Source organism: Nocardioides marmoraquaticus, from assembly GCF_054777915.1.
Genome location: NZ_BAAHAA010000013.1, coordinates 1 through 23,118, shown reverse-complemented (window position 1 = coordinate 23,118; position 23,118 = coordinate 1). Strand labels below are relative to the sequence as shown.

Here is a 23,118-nt window from a genome sequence, read left to right as displayed (position 1 = left end):
ACCCCCATGCCTGACCACGACGCCGGCCGCGACCACGGCCACCCCGCCGACGCCCACGACCTCATCCGGGTGCTCGGCGCCCGCGAGAACAACCTCAAGGACGTCAGCCTCGAGCTGCCCAAGCGGCGGCTGACCGTGTTCACCGGCGTCTCCGGCTCCGGCAAGAGCTCGCTGGTCTTCGGCACCGTCGCCGCCGAGTCGCAGCGCCTGATCAACGAGACCTACAGCGCGTTCGTGCAGGGCTTCATGCCGTCGACCGCGCGCCCCGAGGTCGACCGGCTCGAGGGGCTGACCACCGCGATCATCGTCGACCAGGAGCGCATGGGTGCCAACCCGCGCTCCACGGTCGGCACCGCGACCGACGCCAACGCCATGCTGCGCATCCTGTTCAGCCGGCTCGGGACGCCCCACGTCGGGCCGCCGACGGCGTACTCCTTCAACATCCCCACCCGCGTCGCGAGCGGGGTGATGCGCACCGACAAGGGCGGTCGCGAGGAGAAGTCGATCGTCAAGGACGCCGTCTACCAGGGCGGGATGTGCCCGCGGTGCGAGGGCATGGGCAACGTCAGCGACATCGACCTGACCGCGCTGTACGACGACACCAAGACGTTGCGCGAGGGCGCGCTGACGGTGCCCGGCTACTCCATGGACGGGTGGTACGGGCGGCTCTTCGAGGGCGTCGGCCTGCCGATGGACACCCCGATCGCGGAGTTCACCGCCAAGCAGCTCGACACCATGCTCTACTCGCCCCCGACCAAGATCAAGGTCGAGGGCATCAACCTCACCTTCGACGGGATCATCCCGAAGATGCAGAAGTCGATGCTGTCGAAGGACGTCGAGGCGATGCAGCCGCACGTGCGCCGCTTCGTCGAGCGGGCGGTCACGTTCACGACCTGCCCCGACTGCGACGGCACCCGGCTCAACGCGCAGGCGCTGTCGTCGACGGTCGGCGGCAAGAACATCGCCGACCTGTGCGCCATGCAGATCAGCGACCTCGCGGCCTGGCTGCGCGACCTCGACGAGCCGTCGGCCGCGCCGCTGCTGGCCGGCCTGCGCCACCTGCTCGACAGCTTCGTCGAGATCGGCCTGGGCTACCTCTCCCTCGAGCGGCCGGCCGGCACGCTGTCGGGCGGGGAGTCGCAGCGCACCAAGATGATCCGCCACCTCGGCTCCTCGCTCACCGACGTCACCTACGTCTTCGACGAGCCCACCATCGGGCTGCACCCGCACGACATCGAGCGGATGAACCAGCTGCTGCTCCAGCTGCGCGACAAGGGCAACACGGTGCTGGTCGTGGAGCACAAGCCGGAGACCATCGCCATCGCCGACCACGTCGTCGACCTGGGGCCAGGGGCCGGGCGCGACGGCGGCGAGGTGGTCTTCGAGGGCGACCTCGACGGGCTGCGAGCCAGCGACACCCTGACCGGGCGCCACCTCGACGACCGGGCGCGGCTCAAGGAGTCGGTGCGCACGCCGACCGGGGTGCTCGAGGTGCGCGGTGCCGCCGACAACAACCTGCGCGACGTCGACGTCGACCTCCCGCTCGGCGTGCTGGTGGCGCTCACCGGTGTCGCGGGGTCGGGCAAGAGCTCGCTGGTCAGCGGCTCGGTGGTCGGGCGCGACGGCGTGGTGGCCGTCGACCAGGGCGCCATCAAGGGCTCGCGCCGCAGCAACCCGGCGACGTACACGGGAGTGCTCGAGCCGGTGCGCAAGGCCTTCGCCAAGGCCAACGGGGTCAAGCCCGCGCTCTTCAGCGCCAACTCCGAGGGGGCGTGCCCGGCCTGCAAGGGGGCCGGCGTCATCTTCACCGACCTCGGGATCATGGACACCGTCGAGTCGCCCTGCGAGGAGTGCGAGGGTCGCCGCTTCCAGGCGGCCGTGCTCGACTACCGGCTCGGCGAGGGCGACGACGCCCGCAACATCGCCGAGCTGCTCGAGATGCCGGTGGCCGACGCCCGCGACTTCCTGGGCCCCGGCCCCGCGTCGGTCCCGACCGCCCGGAAGATCCTCGACCGCATGGTCGACGTCGGCCTCGGCTACCTCACCCTGGGCCAGCCGCTGACCACCCTCTCGGGCGGCGAGCGGCAGCGCCTGAAGCTGGCCAACGAGATGGGCGGCAAGGCCGACGTCTACGTGCTCGACGAGCCCACCACCGGCCTGCACCTCGCCGACGTCGAGCAGCTGCTCGGCCTGCTCGACCGGCTGGTCGACGGCGGCACCTCCGTGATCGTGATCGAGCACCACCAGGCGGTCATGGCGCACGCCGACTGGATCGTCGACCTCGGTCCCGGCGCCGGGCACGACGGTGGCCGCGTCGTCTTCGAGGGCACCCCGGCCGACCTGGTGGCCGACGCCTCCACGCTGACCGGCCGGCACCTCGCGGCCTACGTGGGCGGCGGCCCGGCGCGATGAGGCGGTACCGCACCCACGAGGTCGACGTCGTCGGCGGCACGCTGGTCGTGGGGGAGTGGACCGGCTCCGCGGGCAGCCCCGTGCTGCTCCTGCACGGCATCACCGCCCACCACCGAGGCTGGGACCTCGTCGCCGACGCCCTGCCCGACCGGCGGATGCTCGCACCCGACCTGCGGGGCCGCGGTCGCTCCGTCGTGCCCGACGGTCCCTGGGGCATCGCACGGCACGCCGACGACGCCGCAGCCGTCCTGGAGGCGCTCGACGCCGGTCCGGCCGTCGTCGTGGGCCACTCGATGGGCGGGTTCGTCGCCATCGTGCTCGCCCACCGCCACCCGCACCTCGTCGACCGGCTCGTGCTCGTCGACGGCGGCCTCCCGTTCGCCCCGGCCGAGCTCGAGGCCACGCGTGCCGCGCTGACGACCATCCGGACGCGGCTCGAGACCCGCTTCGCCGACGAGGCGGCGTACGTCGACCTCTTCCGTGCGCACCCCGCCTTCGCCCACGACTGGTCACCCGCCGCCGAGACCTACGCGTCGTACGACGCCACGGTGCGCGAGGGTGGCGTGGGCGCGGCGGCCGACCTCGCCGGCGTGCTGGCCGACCAGGCCGACATCCTCGACGGGGACGACCTGCCGGCCGCGCTCGAGGCGCTGGCGTCGCGAGTGGGCGGCGTACCGTTCCTGCACGCGCCGCGGGGCTTCGTCGACGACCCGCCGGGCCTCTACGCCGGGTCGACGGTGCGGGACCTGGCGGGTCGGTTCCCTGCGCTCGAACCGCGTCTCATCGAGGACGTCAACCACTACACCGTCGTGCTGTCCGAGCGCGGGGCTGCGGCGGTCGCCGCAGCCGTCGGCCGAGGGCCGACTGGTCAGCCGCGGCCGAACATCTGCACCCAGTAGGTGCCGTACCGGCTGCCGGAGACGCGCGCCAAGCCGACGCCGAGGTCGCGGGCGCCCGACGACATGATGTTGCTGCAGTGCCCGGACGACTCCAGCCAGCCACGCACGACGTCGGCGGGGGAGCCGTAGCCGGCGGCGATGTTCTCCCCGCTGGCGGAGGTGTAGCCGGCCGCCCTGGCGCGGTCCCAGGGCGAGCGGCCGTCGGCCGAGGTGTGGCTGAAGTAGTCCTTCTCGCCCATGTCGCGCGCGTGGTCGCGGCTGGCGACGGTCAGGCGCGGCTCGCCCCGCAGGGGGCCGACGGCCGGGTAGGAGGTGCCGCCGCAGGAACGGCCCACCGAGCGCGCCTGGTTGACCAGCCGCAGCACCTCGGCCTCGTCGGCGGTCATGGTGCCGGCGGGCGGGGTGGTGGGTGAGGGCGAGGGGGCCGGCGAGGGGGCCGGCGAGGGGGCCGGCGAGGGGGCCGGCGAGGGGGCCGGCGTGGGCGTCGGCGTGGGAGTCGGCTTGTCTGGGGTGTCCGCGGGCGCCGTCCGCTGGACCGACAGCGGGCGGCCCGGGGTCACGACCCCGCGGGCGCGACGGGTGGGCAGCACCGAGACCCGCAGCTGGCCGTCGTACGGCGCCGTGGTCGGGAGGTCGAGCACGGCGACGCCGCGGCGCGAGCTCGCGGCGCGGGCGACGGTCGTCCAGCCCGTGCGGTCGGGGCTGGTCTGCAGCAGGACCGCGCGCCCGGCGCGGACGGCACCGCGCAGCTGCACCCGCAGGATCCGCTCCTCGCCCTGGGCGACGGTCAGGGGACTGGTGGTCCATCCGGCGACGGCGGTGCGGCTCTTGGCGCGGGCCTCGGCGGGGCCGACCAGCGTGACGCCGGTCAGCAGGGTGGTGATCAGGACGAGCGCGACCGCAAGGGGTCGGGCTCCGCGGCGGAGGTGCGAAGACACCTGCCAAGGGTCCCACGATCGCGGACAAATCGGACACAGAACGAGATTTCCGAGCGGCTGACCTCGGAGGTGGTCGGCTGGCAGCCCGGGCTGCGTCATGGGCTCGCGGGCGTCGACCTCGTCGCGCCGCCCGCCCACGTCGTGCCAGACGCTGCGGACGGTCTGGCGATGATCGGGGTCGTCGGGGCGCGCTGCCCAGCAGGATCCCGCGACCTGACCCCTCAGCTCCGCTCGTGAACGCCTGACCAACACGCCGATAAGCGACATTATGTCATCCAGTACAGCGACGTGCTGACGCCCGTCAGCCCCGGTTGCGCGGGTGCTGGCGGGCCACTCGCTCGTTGCCGCGCTTGTAGTTGCCGGTCAAGCGCGCCATCAGCTCCTGAGGATCGTCGTCCTCGACGTCCGCCAAGAACTGCTGCGCCCGCCTGCCGCGCAGCACCGTCGCGCGTCGACCGTGGTGCGTGACCACGACGGTGTCGCCGACGACGTCGTACTCGAAGCCGTTCGCCTCACCCACGGTCGTCCTCCCTCGGTCGCACCGGTTGCCGCACGATCGTGCGTCGCCGCTCGGGCGGCGTACGGCGCCGGTCGCTCAGGTGGATCTCGTGGTGGCGTCCCGTCAGCCGCAGGTCGTGCTCAGGACCGTACTCGTCGTGGACCCGCGCCAGCACCGGCGCCTCCTCGTCGAACGACCCGACGTGCAGCGTCGCCGCCGGGTAGAGCGAGTGCAGAGCCGCCGCGAACGCCGGCGAGGTGGTGGGGTCGCCCGCCCCGTCGACGGCGAGGTAGCGCGCCGGCGGCAGGTCGAGCTGCCGCAGCTCCCCCCGACGCGCCCGGTCACCGTCGAGCGCCCGCTCCAGGTCGATCTTCCCGCTCACGACGCGTCCTCTCGAGGGCGAGCGTCCAGGATGGCCCGGGTCGCGTGGTCGAGGTGGCGGCGTACGGCGGCGGGACCGTCGCGCTGCACCCGGCGGAGGTGGTCGACGTGCTCGTCCACGAGCGAGTCGAGCGAGTACGCCGGCCTGACGTGCACCAGCAGCAGGAGCATCTCGGAGTCGAGCCGCGCGTGCGCCTCGGTGATGCGTGCGCTCCCCGCGGCGGCGACCAGGCGCCGGTGCACCTCGGCGTGGGCTGCGGCGACCGCCGGCCAGTCGTCGGCGGCACAGGCCGCCATCGAGCCGATGGCGACCCGGACCGGCGCGAGCACCTCGTCGGGCCACGTCGTGCCGTGGCGCTCCCCCAGGAGCCGGACCGCCTCGGACTCCAGGGCGCCCCGCAGCTGCTGCAGCGCGACCACGGCGTCGTCGTCGAAGCTGGTCACCCGCACCCCGCGGTACGCCGCCGCCACCGAGAGGCGCTCCGCGACCAGGCGCGCCAGGGCGGTGCGCACGGTGTGTCGGGAGTGACCCGTCGCTGCGGCCAGGTCCTCCTCGCGCAGCGGCTCCCCCGGCGACAGCGCCCCGGTCAGCACGCCCCGACGCAGCTCGTCCGTCAGGCGGTCGGCTGCGGTGGTCCGCGGCGCCCCGCTAGGCCGCGACGGCGACACGGGCCCTCCGTCCGGGAACCGTCAGGACCACCAGGCCCGCCGCGAGCACGAGCAGGCCCACCGCGGGCAGCAGCGCGAGCCGCTCCCCCAGCACGCCCACGCCGAGCAGCGTCGCGCACAGCGGCTCGGCCAGGGTGAGCGTCGCGACCGTCGTGGCAGGCAGCCGGGCCAGGCCCCACCCGAAGAGCAGGTAGGCCACCGTCGTGGTGACCACGCCCAGCCACAGCACCAGCGCCAGCCCGCGCGCCTCGAGGACCCACGTCGGCCCGGTCAGGAGCAGCAGCGGCAGCGCCACGACGGCCGCGGCGCCGAACATCGAGCCCATCGTGCGCCCCGAGCTCCAGCCCCGGTCGAGCAGCTCCTTGCCCGTCAACGCGTAGACCGCGTAGGAGGCCCCCGCAGCCACCGACCACAGCACCTCCGGCCCGGCCACGACCTGAGGACCACCCACCACTCCCCCGACCAGCGCCACCCCGACGAGGGCGAGCAGGGTGGCCACCACCCACTGCGGCGACGGCACCCGACGGCGCAGCAGCGCGTCGCCGAGACCCGTCACCACGGGGGCGGAGCCGAGCGCCACGACGGTGCCGACGGCCACGCCGTTGGCCGCCGTGCCGGCGAAGAAGGTGGGTTGGTAGGCCAGCACGCCCAGGGCCCCCACCCCGACCAGCACCACCCGAGGCACCCGCGCCAGCGCTCCCGTCGTACGCCGCTCCGGCCCACCGGCCGCCCGCCGGACCCACAGCGCGAGCAGCGCCCCGCCCAGGAGCACCCGTGCCAGACCGACGGCGTAGGGCGAGGCGTCGGCGTCGGCGAGCGCCTGCGCGGTGCCGGTGCTCGCGAAGCACAGGGCCGCCAGCAGGACGGCGACGACGGCACGCACCCTGTGATTGTTACACAATCTGTCACCGGAAGTCGCGCGACCGGTGCCGCGCCTTGAGGGCTCGGGCGGCCTCGGGGTGGTGCTGCTCGAGCGGGCCGAGGCGGTCGGCGACGAGGTTGATGACACCGTCCTCCCGCTCGAGGATGCCGCGCACGACGAGCCCGGCGGCCGACGCCGCGACGCTGCGGTGCCGACGCCACACCCCCACGCTGCAGACGACGTTGAGCATGCCGGTCTCGTCCTCGAGGTTAAGGAAGGTGGTGCCGCCGGCGGTGCCGGGCCGCTGGCGGTGGGTCACGAGGCCGGCGACGCTGACCCGTCGCCCCGACTCGTGGGTGGCGAGGTCGGCCACGCTGAGCACGCCGGCTACGCGCAGCTGCTCGCGCAGGTGCTGGAACGGGTGGCCGCCGGGCGTGGTGCCGGTCGCCCACAGGTCGGCGAGCGTCTCCTCGACGGCGTCCATCTCGGGCAGCTCGGGGGGTGCTCCGCCCAGCTGCAGGCCCTCGATCTGGTCGTCGCGCTCGGTCCACCCCGCGGCCCACAGCGCCCGTCGCCGCGAGAGCCCCGCGCTGGCGAAGACCCCCGCCGTGGCCAGCGCCTCGAGCTGTCGCACGTCGAGCGCGGCACGGCGCGACAGGTCGGCGGTGTCGCTGAACGGTCGCTCCTCCCGGGCCGTGACGATGCGCTGGGCGACCTCGGCGCCGATGCCGCGCACCGAGTCGAGACCCAGCCGCACGGCGTACGCCGCGTCGCGCCGGTGCGCCGGGGTGGGGTCGGGGGTGCCCTGGACGAAGCGGGTGCGCTCCGTGTGGTCGTCGAGGCAGGCCGCGAGACCGCCCGCGCGAGGCGTGACTCCGGGCAGGGCCTCGAGGTCGGCCCGGGCGCGCGAGGCGGCCAGGTCGGGCCCGAGGACCGTCACGTCGTGCCTGCGGGCGTCGCCCACGAGCGACTGTGCCGAGTAGAACCCCATCGGTTGGGCGCGCAGCAGGGCGGCGAGGAACGCTCCGGGGTGGTGCAGCTTGAACCACGAGCTGGCGTAGACGAGCTTGGCGAAGGACAACGAGTGGCTCTCGGCGAAGCCGAAGTTCGCGAAGGACAGGATCTTGGTGTAGATCGACTCGGCGTCGGCGCCGACGATGCCGCGACGACGCATGCCGGCGAAGAGCTTGTCCTTGATGCTCTCGATGCGCTCGACCCCGCGCTTGGACCCCATGGCGCGGCGCAGCAGGTCTGACTCGTCGGCGGTGCAGTCGCCTATCGCCCGGGCCATGTCCATCAGCTGCTCCTGGAAGAGCGGGACCCCGAGTGTCCGCGCCAGCACCGGCTCGAGGTCGGGGTGGGGGTAGGTCACCTCCTCACGACCCGTGGCCCGCCGGATGTAGGGGTGCACCGCCCCGCCCTGGATCGGGCCGGGACGGATCAGGGCGATCTCGATCGCGAGGTCGTAGAAGGAGCGCGGCTGCAGCCGGGGCAGGGTGCCGATCTGGGCCCGGCTCTCGACCTGGAAGACCCCGACGGAGTCGCCACGGCACAGCATGTCGAAGACGGCGGGCTCCTCCTTGGGGATGGTGGCCAGCTCCCACCGCTCCCCCAGGTGCTCGGCGGCGATGTGACACATGTGGTCGAGCGCGCTGAGCATGCCGAGGCCGAGCAGGTCGAACTTCACCAGGCCCATCGACTCGCAGGCGTCCTTGTCCCACTGCAGCACCGTGCGCTTGTCCATCCGGGCCCGCTCGATCGGGCAGACCTCGCCGATGGGGCGCTCGGTCAGCACCATGCCGCCGGAGTGGATGCCGAGGTGTCGGGGCTGGCCGAGCAGCTGCTCGGCCAGCGCCAGGACGGGCTCGGGCACGGAGCCCTCGGTGGTCTCGCCCCGGACCTCGGTCCAGGAGGTGACCTGCTTGGACCAGGCGTCCTGCTGCCCGGGGGCGTGGCCCAGCGCCTTGGCCGCGTCACGCACCGCCATCTTGGGCCGGTAGGCGATGACGTTGGCGACCTGGGCGGCGTTGCGCCGGCCGTAGCGGTCGTAGACCCACTGGATCACCTCCTCGCGACGGTCGGAGTCGAAGTCGACGTCGATGTCGGGCTCCTCGTCGCGGTGCTCGGAGAGGAACCGCTCGAAGGGCAGCCGGTAGAAGACCGGGTCGATGGCGGTGATGCCGAGGGCGAAGCAGACGGCGGAGGCCGCGGCGCTGCCCCGCCCCTGGCACAGGATGCCGCGGGAGCGGGCGAAGGCGACGATGTCGTGCACGATGACGAAGTAGCCCGCGAAGTCCTTGCGGGCGATCACGTCGAGCTCGTGCTCGACCTTCTCGCGCGCGTCGGACTCCTGCGGCGTTCCGGCGTAGCGCTGCGCGAAGCCCTGCTCGGTGAGCTCGCGCAGCCAGGTCGTCGCGGTGTGGCCCTCGGGGATGCCGTCCTTGGGGAGCCGGGGGGTGGCCGCCCGCAGGTCGAAGGCCAGCTCGCGGGCGAGCACCACCGAGCGCGGCACCGCGTCGGGGTGCCGGGCGAACCGGGCGGCCATCTCCTCGCCCGAGCGCAGGCACGCCGCCCCCGAGGGACGCAGCCAGCCGTCCATCTCGGGGAGGCTGCGACGGGCCCGCACAGCCGCCATGGCCGAGGCCAGGCGGTGGCCCTCGGGCCGGGCGTGGTGCACGTTGTTGGTCGCGACCACGGGAAGACCTCGCTCGGCGGCGATCCGGGCCAGCAGGTCGTCGTGCTCGGTGTCGAGCGGGAGCCCGTGGTCGGTGAGCTCGACCACCACGTGGTCGCGGCCGAAGCGACGTACGAGGCCGTCGACCGCCTCGGCGGCCGCCTGCGGACCACGTGTGACGAGCGCCTGACGGACCGCGCCCTTGCGGCACCCCGTCAGCACGACCCAGTGGTCCCGGCCCTGCTCCGCCAGCTCGTCGAGGTCGTAGACCGGCCGGCCCTTCTGGTCGCCGCGCAGCTGCGCGTGGGTGATGGCGCCGGCCAGGCGGTGGTAGCCCTCGACCCCCCGGGCCAGCACGAGCAGGTGGCTGCCCTCGGGGTCGGGCATCCCCAGCTGCGGCGAGCGCAGGCCCAGGGACAGCTCGGCGCCGAACACGGTGGCCAGGCCGTGGGTGGTCGCGCTCTCGGCCAGCAGCGGGGCGGCGTAGAGCCCGTCGTGGTCGGTCACCGCGAGCGCGTCGAGCCCCAGGCGCACCGCCTCGCGCACCAGGGCGTCGGGGCCGCTGGCGCCGTCGAGGAAGCTGAAGCTGCTGTGGCAGTGCAGCTCGGCGTACGGCACGACCGGCCCACCGGGGCCCGCGACCGGGCCCGGCTCGGTGCGCGCGCGGCGCCGCGAGATCGGCGCCTCGTGCTCCAGCATCGTGATCTCGCGGACGCGGCCCGACAACCGTGCCTCGAGCTCGCGCCACGACATCTCGTCGGGGTTGTGCCACCCCATCAGCGGTCCATCAGTCGTACGCCGCCTCGGTCCACCAGGTGCCGTCGTCGAGGACCAGCAGCCAAGCGCGTCCGTCGACGCCGACCACCTGGAACCGGGCCACCCGGCGGGGGGCCTCCTCCCACCAGAGCTCCTCGACCGGCCAGGGGCCGGCCCAGGCGGCGACAGGCTGCCACGCCTCGCCGACCAGGGGTCGGAACCTGGCGGGCTGACCCGACAGCACACCGCGGTCGTCGAGGGCCAGCAGACGCTGCGTGCCGTCGACCACCTGGCAGGACTGGGGCGGGCGCAGCACACGGGTGGGCGCGGGGGCCGGGAGCGACCCGGGCCACGGGAGCTCGGGCGGACGCAGGTCGCGGGGTCGCTCGCCCCAGGGCACCCAGGCCTGCCGGTCGGCGGGGCTGCGGCCTCCCTGCAGAACCGGGACGACGACGCCGTCGTGACCGACCATGCCCTGCACCCGGGCGAGCCCGTGGGCGACCTGCTCGTCGGTGCCGCCCCACAGGGCGTCGGCGTGCGCGGCGTCGGGGACGACGGTGAGCGGCACCAGCCGGACCCTGTCGACGGGGGCGCCGAGCTCGCCGGAGCGGAAGTCGCCCTGCAGCTGCCAACGCACCCGGTCGATGACGTCGGCGGCGGTGAAGAACCGCGGGTGCAGCCACGCACGTGACGACGCCGGCTCGTCGTCGGGGTGCTGGCCCTCGCACCGTGCCTCGACGAGCAGCTCGGTGCACACCAGGCCGTGGGCGGCCACCGCGGCCACGAAGGCCTCGGCCGTGCGCCGGAGGCTGAAGACGATGGTCTCGGCGGAGTCGAGCGGCGGCTCGAAGTCGACGTGACGGGCCAGGTCGGGCGGTGGGGTGCGTGCCCCCAGGTGCACCGAGCCCTCGCCACCGACCACCTGGTGCACCCAGGCGGCGTGCGCCCCGAACCGGTCGCGCACCTCGTGGCGTCGGAGGCTGGCGAGGTCTCCCAGCGAGCGCAGCCCCAGACGGCGCAGCAGGCTCACGGTCTCCGGGTCGTCGAGCACCTCGACTGGCAGCGTGCGAAGGAAGGGCACCGAGCCGCCCCGAGGGATCACCGTGCTCTCCTGCACCGCGGAGCGGCGCGCGGCGTGCTCGGCGGTGAACAGCTCGTCGGCGATGCCGGAGCGGTTGTCCCACACACCGCGACCCACCAACCGCTCGGCCAGCACCGCCGCCGCCTGCTCCTCGCCCCCGTAGTAGCGCCCCGGGGCGCGCAGCGCCACGAGTCCCGGCCGCAGCGGGGCGACGCCGGGGCCGACCTCCTCGATGGCGCTCAGTACCTCCTCGAAGGCGCGCTCGTCACGGTCGGAGGACGCCGGCAGCACCGCGAGGTCGGGGCAACGCGCCTGCGCATCGCGTCGCCGCATGCCCCGACGCACCCCGTCGGCCCGCGCGGGCGCGTTGCACGACTGCACCACGTTGGCGTGCACCACCGCGGCGGGCGCTCTCTCGGGGACGCCCGACTCGACGGAGGCCGCGGTCACGGGCCAGTCGGGACACCACACCACGAGGACGCGCTGGTCGGCTGGGCCGAGCGCCTGCGTCGACGTCACCCCGCCTCCCACACCTGGTCGTGGCCGGGACCCCGTGCCGCGGTGGTGTCGACGGCGTCACGGGAGCCCGTCACGAGTGGCCCGGCCGGGCCGAGCCGCACCGGGACGAGACGCGGCGGCCGCGCACCCTCGCGCACCTGCACCTCGAGGTCGCGCACGCGCAGCCGCCCGTGCCCCTCCCCCACGCCCGACCACGCGGTGCGGGTGGTGCGCAGGCGCAGCTCGCAGCGCGGCCACGCACCGGACTCCCCCTGCACCAGCAGGACCGCGTCGCGACGCCGCAGCCGGGCGGACAACCTGGCCGCCGTGCCGTCGGAGACCCGCTCCGGCGGTCGCAGCAGCACGAGCGACACCACGTCGACGAGCGCCGCGACCACCTCCAGCCACTGCTCCGCCGGTCGGGGGACGAGCACGACGCGCGCCAGGTCGACGCCGAGACCGGCTGCGGCCTCGGCGCCGAAGTCGGGCACGCCGACGACGGCGCACCAGCTGCCGGCCGACGTCGGACCGCCGAGCAGGGCCATCGCGAGGCCCAGGTCGGAGACCTCGACGCTGCTGCCGCCGCGCAGCACGGGCAGCGCCGCGACGCTGCGACCACGGGCCAGCTCGACGCCCGGGGTGGGCCGCTCCAGCGTCCGCACCCGGTCCCGCAGCTGCTGCAGGTCGGGGACGGCGACGCCGGGGCGGGGACTCACCCCGAGATGATCGAACACATGTTCGATCGCCGTCAAGTGGTTCCCACACCCTGCCCGCACGACCATGCTGTCGCCGGTCACTGACAGTATGCGCGACGTGCACGACCCCCTGCAGGGCTACGACAACCGCACCGGTCGTCCGACCGGGCGGTTCGTGCGGGCGCTCGGCCGGGTGCTGCCGGGCGTCGCGCGGGTGCGTGCCCAGGCCGAGCCCTACGCCGCGTCCTGGCACCGCCGCAACCTCGCGCTGCTCGCCGGCGCCCAGACCACGCGTCGATGGGTCGTGCTGGGAGACTCCCTCTCCCAGGGCGTCGGGGCGTCGGGCCCCGACGCCGGCCTGGTGGGCGTGCTGCACGAACGGCTGTCCGCCCGGGGCCACCCGCTCGCCGTCGTCAACCTCTCCGCCACCGGCGCCCGGGTGGCCGACGTCCTCGACCAGCAGCTGCCCGTCCTGGAGCGTCTTCCCCCGGCCGTCGTCGCCCCCGACCTGGTGACGGTGCTGGTCGGGTCCAACGACCTGTTCGGTGGCCGCGCCCGCAGCAGGGCGCTCCCGGACGCCATGGGCCGGCTGGTCTCCCGGCTGCCCTCCGGCGCCGTCGTCGCCACGCTCCCCCAGCCCCCGGAGCCCGCCCGCCTGGCCAACGCGGCGATCGACGCCGCCGTGGCCGAGGGGCGGCTGCGCACGGTCGACCTGCGGACCTCCGGGCCCGACAGCTGGCGCGGTCGTCTCGCCGCCGACTTCTTCCACCCCAACGACGCCGGGTACGCCGCCATGGCCGACGCCTTCGAGCCGGTGCTGGTCGACGTGCTGCGCGAGCTGGAGCAGCAGACCTAGCCGGGCATCAGGGCTGGACCCGGGCGAGCAGCTCGCCGTGCACGACGACGAACCACGCCTCCGGGTGCGCGCCCCACTCCCGCCACGCAGCAGCGATGCGCTGGCCTCCGTCGTCGAGGCCGTGCTCGCGCGCCTGGCCGACGAAGACCTCCCCGCTGTAGCGCTCGGCCTGGCTCTCGCCCCACCACCGGCACGAGGCCGGGTCGGCGTACAACCAGGTCGACGTCGAGAACCTCACGTCGCTCAGGCCGGCCGCCGCCGCCCACCCGCGCAGGTGGCGCGCGGCGTCGGGCTCGGCACCGTTGGCCCGGGCCACGGCGCGGTAGGTGCGCCGCCACTCGTCCAGCCCCTCCGGCTGCGGGTGCCACGACATGGCGGCGTAGTCGGCGTCGCGGACGGCCACCAGTCCGCCCGGTCGGCACACGCGGGCCATCTCACGCAGCGCACCGATGGGATCGCTCAGGTGCTGCAGCACCTGGTGGGCGTGCACGACGTCGACGCTGCCGTCGTCGTGCGGCAGCGCCATCACGTCACCGCGCTCGAAGCGGGTCGTGACGTCGCCCCGGCGCCGTGCCTCCGCCCGGGCGGCCTGCAGGGGCGCCTCGACGGGCTCCACCCCGACGACCTGCCCTCCCGGGGCGACCGCGTCCGCGAGGTCGAGGGTCACGGTGCCCGGACCGCAGCCGACGTCGAGGAGCCGGTCGCCGGGGCGCAGCTCGGGCAGGAGGTAGGCCGCCGAGGTCGCGGCAGACCGGGTGCCGTGCGAGGCGAGGGTGGCCTGCTCGTGGCCGTGGGTGTAGCGGTCGCCCGGACCCAGGCCCGGACCCACGCCCGGACCCACGCCCGGACTCACGCTCCGGCTCACGGCCCGACACCGTCGGGCAGCACCACCACACCGTCCTCGTCGCTCACCAGCCACCGCCCGGGGACGAAGTCGACGCTGCCGAACGACACCGTCACCTCGCGCTCGCCGGCGCCGTCCTTCGCGCTCTTGCGAGGGTTGGAGCCCAGGGCCTTGACGCCCAGGTCGAGGGTCCGCAGCACGGCCACGTCGCGCACCGCCCCGTGCACCACCACGCCCGACCAGCCGTGCTCGACCGCGGACGCGGCGATGAGGTCACCCATCAGCGCCGACTCGAGCGCCCCGTCGCCGTCGACCACCAGGACGCGGCCCTGGCCCGGCTCGGCCAGCGCGGCCTTGACGAGCGCGTTGTCACGGTGGCAGCGGACGGTGGCGATGCGGCCACCGAACGTGGCCCGGGCACCGTACTGGCGCAGCTGCAGGTCGCAGGACTGGAGTGCGTCGCCGTGCTGGTCGACGAGGTCGGCGGTCGCGGGGATCTGGCTCATGCACCAGAGCATGGCGCACGCCGCGGCCCTCAGGCGAAGCTCACCTCGTCGGCGGACACCGTCTCGGCCGTGCGCCCGGGACCGGACTGGAACCCCCAGTAGAGGTTGGTGTGCGCGATCACCTGCTCCGGCGGCGGCGCCCCCCACTCGGTGAGGTCCTCGGTGGTGTGGGCGTCGCCCACCAGGGTGACGTCGTAGCCACGGACGAAGCCTCCGTGGATGGTGGAGCGGATGCACGCGTCGCTCTGCGCCCCGGCCACGACGAGCCGCCCCACGTGGTGCTCGGCCAGCACGTCCTCGAGGTCGGTGGCCTCGAAGGAGTCGCCGTGGATCTTGTGCACCACGGCCTCGTCGTCACGCGGCGACAGCTCCGGCACGATCGCCCAGGGCTCGGAGCCCTGCGGCAGGTCGTCGGCGGAGTGCTGCACCCACACCACCGGGACGGAACCGGCACGGGCGCGCTCGACGAGCCCGGCGATGGTCGCGACGACCTCGTCGCGACGCGGGGCACCCGCGACGACTCCGGTCTGGACGTCGACCACGAGCAGCGCGGTCTGGGGGCGGTCGGTCAGAGTGGTCATGTGAGCACGGTGCCACCGACCCCCGACAGTCCGGAAGACCCGCCGACGGTCCCTCCGACGGTGGTGGCCATCCACCTCGCCAAGGCCCGGCGGCTCCCCACCCGGGCCGTCGAGGAGGCGTACGCCGCGTCCGGGCACGGCTTCACCGGCGACCGCTACGAGGACGCCCGGCACCGCCACCTGACGGTGCAGTCGCTCTCCGACCTCCGGGCGGCGGGAGCGGCGTGGGGCAGCACCATCGAGCCGGGCAGCACCCGGCGCAACGTCACCCTCAGCCACGGCGCGGTGCCGACGCGACCGGGCACGCGCCTGCGCCTCGGCGAGCTGGAGGTGGAGGTCGTCCGGGTCGCCGCCCCCTGCCGGATCATGGAGGACACCGTCGGGCCGGGCGCCCACGAGGCACTGCGCCGACGCGGCGGCTCGGTGGTGCGGGTGCTCACCGGCGGTGCGCTCCGACTGGGCGACCGGGTGGAGCTGGTCGAGCCCGCCGACGCCTGCTAGGTGCCGGCCTCAGCTGGTCAGCTGGGTGGGCTCGGCGCCCGTGCTGAGGCGACGTGCCACGCCCTCGAGCAGCTCCATCATCGGCACCTGGCCGCTGCGCAGGCCCGAACCCATGGCGCGGCTGACGTGCTCGGCCAGCAGGTTGAGCTTGATGTTGTGCGCGTTGGACTGCTGGCGCAGGAGGGCGAAGGCGGTGACTTCGTCGATGCGGTAGGTGACCATGAGGGCGCCCTTGACCTGCTCGATCGCACGACGGTGGCGGGTGGCCGCGTCGACCGCAGCACGGGTGGCGACCCGCACCTCCTCGGTCACGTCGGTGGTGAAGCCACGCAGCTCGACCGCGCGGCCCTCTGCGTCGAAGACGGTGTCGGCCACCAGGGCGAACACGGCCTCCCCGCGGGACCGCGTGGTGAGGCGGATCTGGGCGGCGAAGCTGGTGTGCTCGCGCACCGCGCTGTCCATGGTCTCGCGCAGCGCCTCACGCTCCTCCTCGATCGGCATCGCGGCGAAGAAGACGTCGAGGCCGGTCGGGGCCTCGGTCGCGACGTCGGTCAGGACGAGCAGCTCGGGCGAGAACTCCCAGCGCTCCTGGTCGTAGAGGTAGCGCCAGCGCGCGAAGTTCGGCGTGTCGGCGCGGTCGTGCGATGGGGTCACGGCATCCCTTCGGGTACGGCGAGGCAGCAGTGGCCTCGCTGCCGGACCGGTGCCCGGCGAGCCGGCCACGCGCCCATCATGGCCCACGAGTCCAGCCGGTGCACGCCCCGGGTGCGGGTCAGCGGCGCCGCATCAGTGCCCGGACGAGGAACAGGACGACCAGGACCACCAGCACGATGACGATGATGCGAACCACGACCCACGCTCCCTCCGGCCGGTCGCCGTGACCGGTCCACCGACGACGACTCTAGGCGTTCCGGGGCCGCAGCGGGCAGGGATCCGCGCCGGCACCTGCCTAGCCTCGTGGCATGGCCCCCGCTCCCCTCGCCCTCGTCACCGGCGCCTCCTCCGGCATCGGCCTCGCGACCGCCGCCCTGCTGCGTGACCGCGGCTACGCCGTCGTCGGCACCTGCCGACGGCCCGACGCCGTCCCGGCCGAGCGACGCCTCGACGACGTGCCGCTGCGTGCGCTCGACCTCGCCGACGTGGGTTCGGTGCCCGGGTTCTGCGCGTCGCTGGCGGCCGAGGGCCTGGGCGTCGACGTGCTGGTCAACAACGCCGGCGAGTCGCAGAGCGGGCCGCTGGAGGAGCTGCCCCTCGGCGCGCTGCGCCGCGTGCTCGACGTCAACGTCGTCGGACCGGTCCAGCTGACGCAGCACCTGCTGCCGGGCATGCGGGCCCGCGGTCGCGGCCGCGTCGTCATGGTGGGCTCGCTGCTCGCGACCTTCCCGCTCGCCTACCGCTCGTCGTACGTCGCGAGCAAGGCGGCGCTGAAGGGCTTCGCGACCGCTGCGCGACTGGAGCTGGCGCCGCACGGCGTGTGGCTGACGACGGTCGAGCCGGGGTCCACCGCGACCGGCATCAGCGCCCGCCGCACGGTCCACGTCGCGCCCGGGTCGCCGTACGAGCAGCCGCTGCGCCGGATGCTGGCCCGCCTCGACGCCGCGGAGCGCACGGGGGTGTCGCCGGAGCGCGTCGCCCGCACCGTGCTCGAGGCGGTCGAGGCCGACCCGCCCGCCGCCGAGTACGCCGTCGGCAGCGGGGCCCCGGTCACGACGACGCTGCGCCGCGTGCTGCCGGAGCGGGTGGTGGAACGCGTGCTGGCCCGGCGCTTCGACGTCGCCCGACCGCCCCGTCGACGCTGAGCGACCTCCACCGCCGTTACGATCCGGACCGATGTCCTCCCTGCGCCGCGCCCTGCGTCGACCCGTCGTCCTCCTCGCCCTCGTCGCCCTGCTCGGCCTTACCGGGTGCGGTGACGACGAGACGTCCGCGACCCCCAGCACCCAGCCGCCGGGCGAGTGTCGCTACGTCGCGGACGGCCCCGCAGCCCGCGAGGTCGATCAGCCGGACCCCGACCCGGACCCCGACGCGCCCACCCGCGCGACCATCGTCACCGACCGGGGTGACGTGCCGATCAGCCTCGAGCCCGACGCTGCGCCGTGCGCCGTCGACAGCTTCCTGTCGCTGGCCGACCAGGGCTACTTCGACGACACCCCGTGCCACCGGCTCACCGGTGGTGGCGGGCTGAGCGTGCTGCAGTGCGGCGACCCCACCGGCGAGGGCACCGGCGGGCCCGGCTACTCCTTCGCCGACGAGCTGACCACCGACGACCCCCGCCTCGACTGCGGCCTCGACCAGGTCGACCCCGCGACCGGCAAGCAGGCCTGCACCTACCCCGCCGGCACCCTCGCGATGGCCAATGCCGGGCCCGACAGCAACGGCTCGCAGTTCTTCCTCGTCCACGAGGACAGCGTGCTGGGCAACGCCTACACCGTCTTCGGCCGGATGAGCGCCGCCGGCCTGCAGGTCGTGCGCGACGTGGCCGCGGCCGGCACCGCACCCGACGGCGTCGCCCCGGCCACGTCGGTGCGCATCACCGACGTCACCACCCCGGGCTAGCCGCACCGGCCCGGTCGTAGGGTCGAGGACATGGAATTCCGCTACCTCGGCAACTCTGGCCTCAAGATCTCCGAGATCACCTACGGCAACTGGCTCACCCACGGCTCGCAGGTCGAGAACGACGTCGCCACGCAGTGCGTGCGTGCCGCGCTCGACGAGGGCATCAGCACCTTCGACACCGCCGACGTCTACGCCAACACCGCCGCCGAGACGGTGCTGGGCGAGGCACTGCAGGGCGAGCGGCGCGAGTCGCTCGAGATCTTCACCAAGGTCTACTGGCCCACCGGTCCCAAGGGCAAGAACGACGTCGGCCTCTCGCGCAAGCACATCATGGAGTCGATCAACGGCTCGCTCGGCCGGCTGCGGACCGACTACGTCGACCTCTACCAGGCCCACCGCTTCGACACCGAGACCCCGCTCGAGGAGACGATGCAGGCGTTCGCCGACGTCGTGCGGCAGGGCAAGGCGCTCTACATCGGCGTCAGCGAGTGGACCGCCGAGCAGATCCGCGCGGGCCACGAGCTCGCCCAGCAGCTCGGCATCCAGCTGATCTCCTCGCAGCCGCAGTACTCCATGCTGTGGCGCGTCATCGAGGGCGAGGTCGTGCCCACCTGCCAGGAGCTCGGCGTCTCCCAGATCGTCTGGTCACCGATCGCCCAGGGCGTGCTCACCGGCAAGTACAAGCCCGGCGAGGAGCTGCCCGCCGGCTCGCGCGCGACCGACGAGAAGGGCGGTGGTGCCCAGATGATCTCGCGCTTCATGAACGACGAGACGCTGCGCCGGGTGCAGGACCTCGAGCCGATCGCCGACGACCTCGGCCTGTCGATGGCTCAGCTGGCCGTCGCCTGGGTGCTGCAGAACGACAACGTCGCCGCGGCGCTCGTCGGCGCCTCCCGACCCGAGCAGGTCAGCGACAACGTCAAGGCCGCCGGCGTCCGGCTCGACACCGAGGTGATGCGTCGCATCGACGACGCCCTGGGCGACATCGTCGTGAGCGACCCGGGCAAGACGGCCGAGGGCGCGCCGCAGGCCCGACCCGTCTGAGACGAGGCGCCGGCCCGACGCACGCCACCGGCCGTCCCGGAACCGCCCACCGCACCTCGCGGCGCGGAACACGGGACGGCCGGTGCGCGTTGCGTCGCCATGACCATCGCCACCCTCGCCCTCGTCGGTTCCGGCAACATCGGCAGCACCCTGGCCCGCCTCGCGGTCGGTGCCGGCCTCGACGTCGTCCTCGCCAACAGCCGCGGACCGGAGACCCTCGCCGACCTCGTCGACGAGCTGGGGCCGCGGGCGCGGGCAGCCACCGCCGCCGAGGCGGCAGCGGCCGGTGACGCCGTCGTCGTGACCATCCCGCTGAGGGCGGTCGGCGACCTCGCGACCGAGCCCTTCGCCGGGAAGGTCGTGCTCGACACCGTCAACTACTACCCCGACCGCGACGGACACGTCGTCGAGCTCGACGACGAGTCGACGACGACCTCGGAGCTGGTGCAGCGCCACCTCGACGGGGCCCGCGTCGTCAAGGCCTTCAACAACATCTACTTCGAGCACCTGCGCTCGCTGTCCCGGGTCTCCGGTGACGCCGAGCGCACGACCCTGCCGATCGCGGGCGACGACGACGCAGCCAAGGTCGAGGCCGTCGAGCTGATCGACCGGCTCGGGTACGACGCCCTCGACGCGGGCCCGCTCGCCGAGGGGTGGCGCTTCCAGCGCGACCTCCCGGCGTACGCCGGCATCTACGCCGCCGACGGCGACTTCGCCCACCCGCGCGTGGTCGGCCGCGACGAGCTGTCCGAGGCCCTCGGCCGGGCACGGCGCTACCGCGACCTCTGAGCGCAGCCGCGCGGGTCGTGGGTACGTTCGGGGCGTGACGAGCACCCGGTCCCGCCGACCCGGCCCCAGCGTCCGCACCCGCGTCGTCGAGCTGCGCGACGGCCAGCGCCTCGAGCACGAGGACCGTGTCGTCACCGAGGAGCCGCTCGAGATCAGGGTCGGCTGGCCCGGGTCGCCCGCGCAGCGGGTCGGCCTCACCATGCGCACCCCGGGCCACGACTTCGAGCTCGCGGCGGGCTGGCTGGTGCACGAGGGCGTCACGGAGCCGACCTCCCTGCGCGGCGTGCGCTACTGCACCGACCGCGACCTGGGCGACCTCGAGGAGTTCAACGTCGTCACCGTCGACCTCGCCCGCCCCGCGCTGTCGCTGCCGGCGGTGCGCCTGGTGAGCTCCGCCTGCGGCGTCTGCGGCAGCGACACCGTGCAGGACGTGCTCGGCCGCACCGCTCCTCCCCGGCCGGTGGAGCTCGACGTCGCGACCGTGCTGGCGCTGCCCGACCGGCTGCGCGAGCAGCAGCCGGGCTTCGAGCGCACCGGCGGCATCCACGCCGCGGGGCTCTTCGAGGCCGACGGCGCGCCCGTCGTCGTCCGCGAGGACGTCGGCCGCCACAACGCGGTCGACAAGGTCGTCGGGTCACGACTGCTCACCGGCGGCGCGGTGCCGCCGGTGCTGGTCCTGAGCGGCCGGATCGGCTTCGAGCTGGTGCAGAAGGCGGTGGTCTCCGGCATCAGCGCGGTCGTCGCCGTGGGGGCGCCCACCTCCCTGGCGGCGTCGCTCGCCGAGGAGGCCGGACTCCTGCTGGTCGGGTTCACCCGGGCCGGACGCTGCGTGGCGTACGCCGGCGCGGAGCGGCTGCGCTCCTGACCCGTCGCGGCGTGTGCTGGGCAGAACTGTCGGAGGTCGCTCCTAGCCTCCTGGCATGCGCCTGCTGCACACCTCCGACTGGCACCTCGGCCGGTCGTTCCACGGCCAGGACCTCCTGGCCGCGCAGCAGGCGTTCCTCGACCACCTCGTCGAGGTGGTGGTCGAGCGCGAGGTCGACGCGGTGCTCGTCGCCGGCGACGTCTACGACCGGGCGCTGCCGCCCGTCGACGCCGTCGCCCTGGCCGACCGCGGCCTGCACGCCCTGGCCGCGACCGGCGCCCGCGTCGTGGTCTCCAGCGGCAACCACGACTCGGCCCGGCGCCTGGGCTTCGGCAGCCGCCTGCTCGACGTCGCAGGTGTTCACGTGCGAGCCGACCTCACGCGGGTCGGTGAGCCCGTGCTCCTCGCCGACGAGCACGGCCCGGTGGCCGTCCACGCCCTGCCCTACCTCGACCCCGACGTCGCGCGCAGCGCGTGGGCGCTGCCGGCGCGCAGTCACGCGACGGCCCTCGGCGAGGCCATGCGCCGGGTCCGGACCGACCTCGCGAGCCGGCCGGGCACGCGGTCGGTCGTGCTGGCACACGCCTTCGTCACCGGCGGGCAGGCCTCCGACAGCGAGCGCGACATCGCCGTGGGCGGGGTGAGCGCCGTCCCGCTGTCGGCCTTCGACGGCATCGACTACGTCGCCCTCGGCCACCTGCACACCCCGGCCCGCCTCTCTGAGTCCGTGCGCTACTCCGGCTCCCCCGTCGCCTACTCCTTCTCCGAGGCCGGGCACACCAAGGGGTCCTGGCTGGTCGACCTCGGCCCCGAGGGCCTCCGCGACGTCGAGCTCGTCCCCGCGCCACGGCCCCGCGAGCTCGCGCTGCTGCGCGGCACGCTCGAGGAGCTGCTGGTCGACCCCGCCCACGCCGCCCACGAGCAGGCCTGGGTGCAGGTCACCCTGACCGACGCCGAGCGTCCCGCCGAGCCCATGGCCCGGCTCCGCACCCGCTTCCCCCACACCCTCGCGCTGCGCTTCGAGCCCGTCGGCGGCGACTCCGAGCGCGCGGCCCGACCGTCGGCGACCGGACGGCCCGCCGAGCTGGTCGCCCTCGACTTCGTCGAGCACGTGCGCTCCCGCGCCACCGACGACGAGGCAGCGCTGCTGCGTCGCGCCCTCGAGTGCTGTCCCGACGACCGCGACCTCGCCGTCGAGCGTGACCTCGACACCGCGCAGACCCTGGACGGGGTCGGCTGATGCGGCTGCACCACCTCGAGATCACCGCGTTCGGCCCGTTCGCCGGCACGGTCGGTGTCGACTTCGACGACCTCGGCGCGGCCGGGCTGTTCCTGCTCACCGGTGACACCGGGGCCGGCAAGAGCAGCGTCCTCGACGCCGTCTGCTTCGCGCTGTACGGCGAGGTCCCCGGCGACCGCGGTGGCGCCCGGCACTTGCGCAGCGACCACGCCGCACCCGACGCCGAGCCGCGCGTGGTGCTCACCTTCAGCGTCGGCGACCGGCGGCTGCGGCTGTCGCGCTCCCCCGCGTGGGACCGTCCCAAGCGCCGCGGCTCCGGCACACGGCGCATCCAGGCCGCCGTGGTCGCCGAGGAGCACCGCGACGGCGCCTGGCAGGCCGTGAGCACCCGGCTCGACGAGACCGGCCAGCTCGTCGGCGACCTGCTCGGCATGACGGGCAGCCAGTTCACCCAGGTGGCGATGCTGCCGCAGGGCCGGTTCCAGACGTTCCTGCGCGCGAGCTCGGCCGAGCGGCACGACGTGCTCAAGCGGCTCTTCCGCACCCGCCGCTACGACGACGTCGAGCGGTGGCTGGCCGAGCGACGCCGCGAGGCGCAGCGTGCGGCCTCCGACCGGCTGGGTCGCTGCGCGGCACTCCTCGACCGGCTGGGCGAGGCCACCGGGGTCGACCTGCCCACCCGACCCGACGTCGAGGGTGCCGCCCACGGGGATGCCGTCTCGACCGAGGTCCTGCAGGACCTCGCCCCCGGTGAGCTCGCCCAATGGGTCGAGGATCGCGCGGCCCAGGTCGTCCGCGACGTGCGCGACGCCCGTGCCCGCGAGACCGAGGCGGCCGAGGTCACGGCCGGGCTGCGCGCGCGCCTGGAGCACGAGGAGACGCTCCAGCGCCGGCAGCAGCACGGCGCGCAGGCTCGGCGCCGGCTCGCCGAGCTCGACGCGACGGCCGACGACGCCGACCTGGCCCGGGGCC

The 23,118-nt window shown here is 74.6% G+C and carries 23 protein-coding genes; 11 read left to right on the top strand and 12 right to left on the bottom strand.

What is annotated here, in order from left to right; translation table 11 throughout:
* Nucleotides 1–6: 6 nt before the first annotated feature.
* Complete coding sequence (locus ACYU8I_RS11225; protein ID WP_460840693.1) at nucleotides 7–2,412, top strand: ATP-binding cassette domain-containing protein; 2,406 nt, start codon at nucleotides 7–9, stop codon at nucleotides 2,410–2,412.
* A complete protein-coding gene (locus ACYU8I_RS11220) occupies nucleotides 2,409–3,311 on the top strand; it encodes an alpha/beta fold hydrolase (protein ID WP_460840692.1) in 903 nt (300 codons plus the stop codon). Before ACYU8I_RS11225 ends, ACYU8I_RS11220 begins: the two co-directional genes overlap by 4 nt.
* Here the strand turns inward: ACYU8I_RS11220 and ACYU8I_RS11215 are convergent.
* The 8 genes from ACYU8I_RS11215 to ACYU8I_RS11180 form a co-directional block, all read right to left on the bottom strand.
* Nucleotides 3,281–4,249 (bottom strand): CAP domain-containing protein, encoded by a 969-nt coding sequence (locus tag ACYU8I_RS11215; RefSeq protein WP_460840690.1) that lies wholly within the window; start codon nucleotides 4,247–4,249, stop codon nucleotides 3,281–3,283. The two genes, ACYU8I_RS11220 and ACYU8I_RS11215, sit on opposite strands and share 31 nt — an antisense overlap.
* A gap of 301 nt (nucleotides 4,250–4,550) precedes the next feature.
* A complete protein-coding gene (locus ACYU8I_RS11210; RefSeq protein ID WP_460840687.1) occupies nucleotides 4,551–4,769 on the bottom strand; it encodes a hypothetical protein in 219 nt (72 codons plus the stop codon).
* The gene (locus ACYU8I_RS11205) at nucleotides 4,762–5,130 is read right to left on the bottom strand and encodes a hypothetical protein (RefSeq protein ID WP_460840684.1); all 369 of its coding nucleotides are present in this window, start codon (nucleotides 5,128–5,130) and stop codon (nucleotides 4,762–4,764) included. Before ACYU8I_RS11205 ends, ACYU8I_RS11210 begins: the two co-directional genes overlap by 8 nt.
* Nucleotides 5,127–5,798 carry a GntR family transcriptional regulator gene (locus ACYU8I_RS11200; RefSeq protein ID WP_460840682.1) on the bottom strand — a complete coding sequence of 224 codons (672 nt, stop codon included), beginning with the start codon at nucleotides 5,796–5,798 and terminating at the stop codon, nucleotides 5,127–5,129. The genes ACYU8I_RS11205 and ACYU8I_RS11200 overlap by 4 nt, the downstream gene beginning before the upstream one ends.
* On the bottom strand, nucleotides 5,779–6,681 hold the full coding sequence (locus ACYU8I_RS11195) for a DMT family transporter (RefSeq protein ID WP_460840680.1): 903 nt from the start codon (nucleotides 6,679–6,681) through the stop codon (nucleotides 5,779–5,781). The genes ACYU8I_RS11200 and ACYU8I_RS11195 overlap by 20 nt, the downstream gene beginning before the upstream one ends.
* 22 nt (nucleotides 6,682–6,703) lie before the next feature.
* Nucleotides 6,704–10,111, bottom strand: a complete 3,408-nt coding sequence (locus ACYU8I_RS11190; RefSeq protein WP_460840678.1) for an error-prone DNA polymerase — start codon at nucleotides 10,109–10,111, stop codon at nucleotides 6,704–6,706.
* 10 nt (nucleotides 10,112–10,121) lie between these two features.
* Entirely contained in the window at nucleotides 10,122–11,690 is a 1,569-nt protein-coding gene (locus tag ACYU8I_RS11185) for a DNA polymerase Y family protein (protein WP_460840674.1), read from the bottom strand.
* Complete coding sequence (locus ACYU8I_RS11180) at nucleotides 11,687–12,385, bottom strand: hypothetical protein (protein WP_460840671.1); 699 nt, start codon at nucleotides 12,383–12,385, stop codon at nucleotides 11,687–11,689. Before ACYU8I_RS11180 ends, ACYU8I_RS11185 begins: the two co-directional genes overlap by 4 nt.
* Nucleotides 12,386–12,482: 97 nt before the next feature.
* On the opposite strand from ACYU8I_RS11180, the gene ACYU8I_RS11175 reads away from it, so the two are divergent.
* Entirely contained in the window at nucleotides 12,483–13,220 is a 738-nt protein-coding gene (locus ACYU8I_RS11175) for an SGNH/GDSL hydrolase family protein (RefSeq protein WP_460840668.1), read from the top strand.
* A gap of 7 nt (nucleotides 13,221–13,227) precedes the next feature.
* Here ACYU8I_RS11175 and ACYU8I_RS11170 read toward each other — a convergent pair whose 3' ends face one another.
* From ACYU8I_RS11170 to ACYU8I_RS11160, 3 genes are read right to left on the bottom strand one after another with little or no spacing between them, the layout of a single operon-like run.
* Nucleotides 13,228–14,049 (bottom strand): methyltransferase domain-containing protein, encoded by an 822-nt coding sequence (locus ACYU8I_RS11170; RefSeq protein ID WP_460840667.1) that lies wholly within the window; start codon nucleotides 14,047–14,049, stop codon nucleotides 13,228–13,230.
* A gap of 32 nt (nucleotides 14,050–14,081) precedes the next feature.
* A complete protein-coding gene (rraA, locus tag ACYU8I_RS11165; RefSeq protein WP_460840665.1) occupies nucleotides 14,082–14,570 on the bottom strand; it encodes a ribonuclease E activity regulator RraA in 489 nt (162 codons plus the stop codon).
* Nucleotides 14,571–14,599: 29 nt separating this feature from the next.
* Entirely contained in the window at nucleotides 14,600–15,151 is a 552-nt protein-coding gene (locus tag ACYU8I_RS11160) for an isochorismatase family protein (protein ID WP_460840663.1), read from the bottom strand.
* On the opposite strand from ACYU8I_RS11160, the gene ACYU8I_RS11155 reads away from it, so the two are divergent.
* Nucleotides 15,152–15,652: an MOSC domain-containing protein gene (locus ACYU8I_RS11155; protein ID WP_460840662.1), complete on the top strand. Its 501-nt coding sequence runs from the start codon at nucleotides 15,152–15,154 to the stop codon at nucleotides 15,650–15,652.
* 9 nt (nucleotides 15,653–15,661) lie between these two features.
* Here the strand turns inward: ACYU8I_RS11155 and ACYU8I_RS11150 are convergent, their stop codons facing one another.
* Nucleotides 15,662–16,306 (bottom strand): ANTAR domain-containing protein, encoded by a 645-nt coding sequence (locus ACYU8I_RS11150; protein WP_460840660.1) that lies wholly within the window; start codon nucleotides 16,304–16,306, stop codon nucleotides 15,662–15,664.
* Between the two features lie 308 nt (nucleotides 16,307–16,614).
* Between ACYU8I_RS11150 and ACYU8I_RS11145 the strand changes: the two genes are divergently transcribed.
* From ACYU8I_RS11145 to ACYU8I_RS11115, 7 genes are all read left to right on the top strand, one after another.
* Nucleotides 16,615–17,451: an SDR family oxidoreductase gene (locus ACYU8I_RS11145; RefSeq protein ID WP_460840657.1), complete on the top strand. Its 837-nt coding sequence runs from the start codon at nucleotides 16,615–16,617 to the stop codon at nucleotides 17,449–17,451.
* Nucleotides 17,452–17,482: 31 nt separating this feature from the next.
* Nucleotides 17,483–18,208 carry a peptidylprolyl isomerase gene (locus tag ACYU8I_RS11140; RefSeq protein ID WP_460840655.1) on the top strand — a complete coding sequence of 242 codons (726 nt, stop codon included), beginning with the start codon at nucleotides 17,483–17,485 and terminating at the stop codon, nucleotides 18,206–18,208.
* Nucleotides 18,209–18,238: 30 nt separating this feature from the next.
* Complete coding sequence (locus tag ACYU8I_RS11135; RefSeq protein WP_460840652.1) at nucleotides 18,239–19,252, top strand: aldo/keto reductase family protein; 1,014 nt, start codon at nucleotides 18,239–18,241, stop codon at nucleotides 19,250–19,252.
* 99 nt (nucleotides 19,253–19,351) lie between these two features.
* Nucleotides 19,352–20,041 carry an NADPH-dependent F420 reductase gene (locus ACYU8I_RS11130; RefSeq protein WP_460840648.1) on the top strand — a complete coding sequence of 230 codons (690 nt, stop codon included), beginning with the start codon at nucleotides 19,352–19,354 and terminating at the stop codon, nucleotides 20,039–20,041.
* 34 nt (nucleotides 20,042–20,075) lie between these two features.
* Nucleotides 20,076–20,906: a formate dehydrogenase accessory sulfurtransferase FdhD gene (locus ACYU8I_RS11125; protein WP_460840646.1), complete on the top strand. Its 831-nt coding sequence runs from the start codon at nucleotides 20,076–20,078 to the stop codon at nucleotides 20,904–20,906.
* Nucleotides 20,907–20,961: 55 nt separating this feature from the next.
* On the top strand, nucleotides 20,962–22,146 hold the full coding sequence (locus ACYU8I_RS11120) for an exonuclease SbcCD subunit D (protein ID WP_460840644.1): 1,185 nt from the start codon (nucleotides 20,962–20,964) through the stop codon (nucleotides 22,144–22,146).
* Nucleotides 22,146–23,118, top strand: a 973-nt coding sequence (locus tag ACYU8I_RS11115) for an AAA family ATPase (RefSeq protein WP_460840641.1), incomplete at its 3' end; no start/stop codon positions are given. The genes ACYU8I_RS11120 and ACYU8I_RS11115, both read left to right, overlap by 1 nt.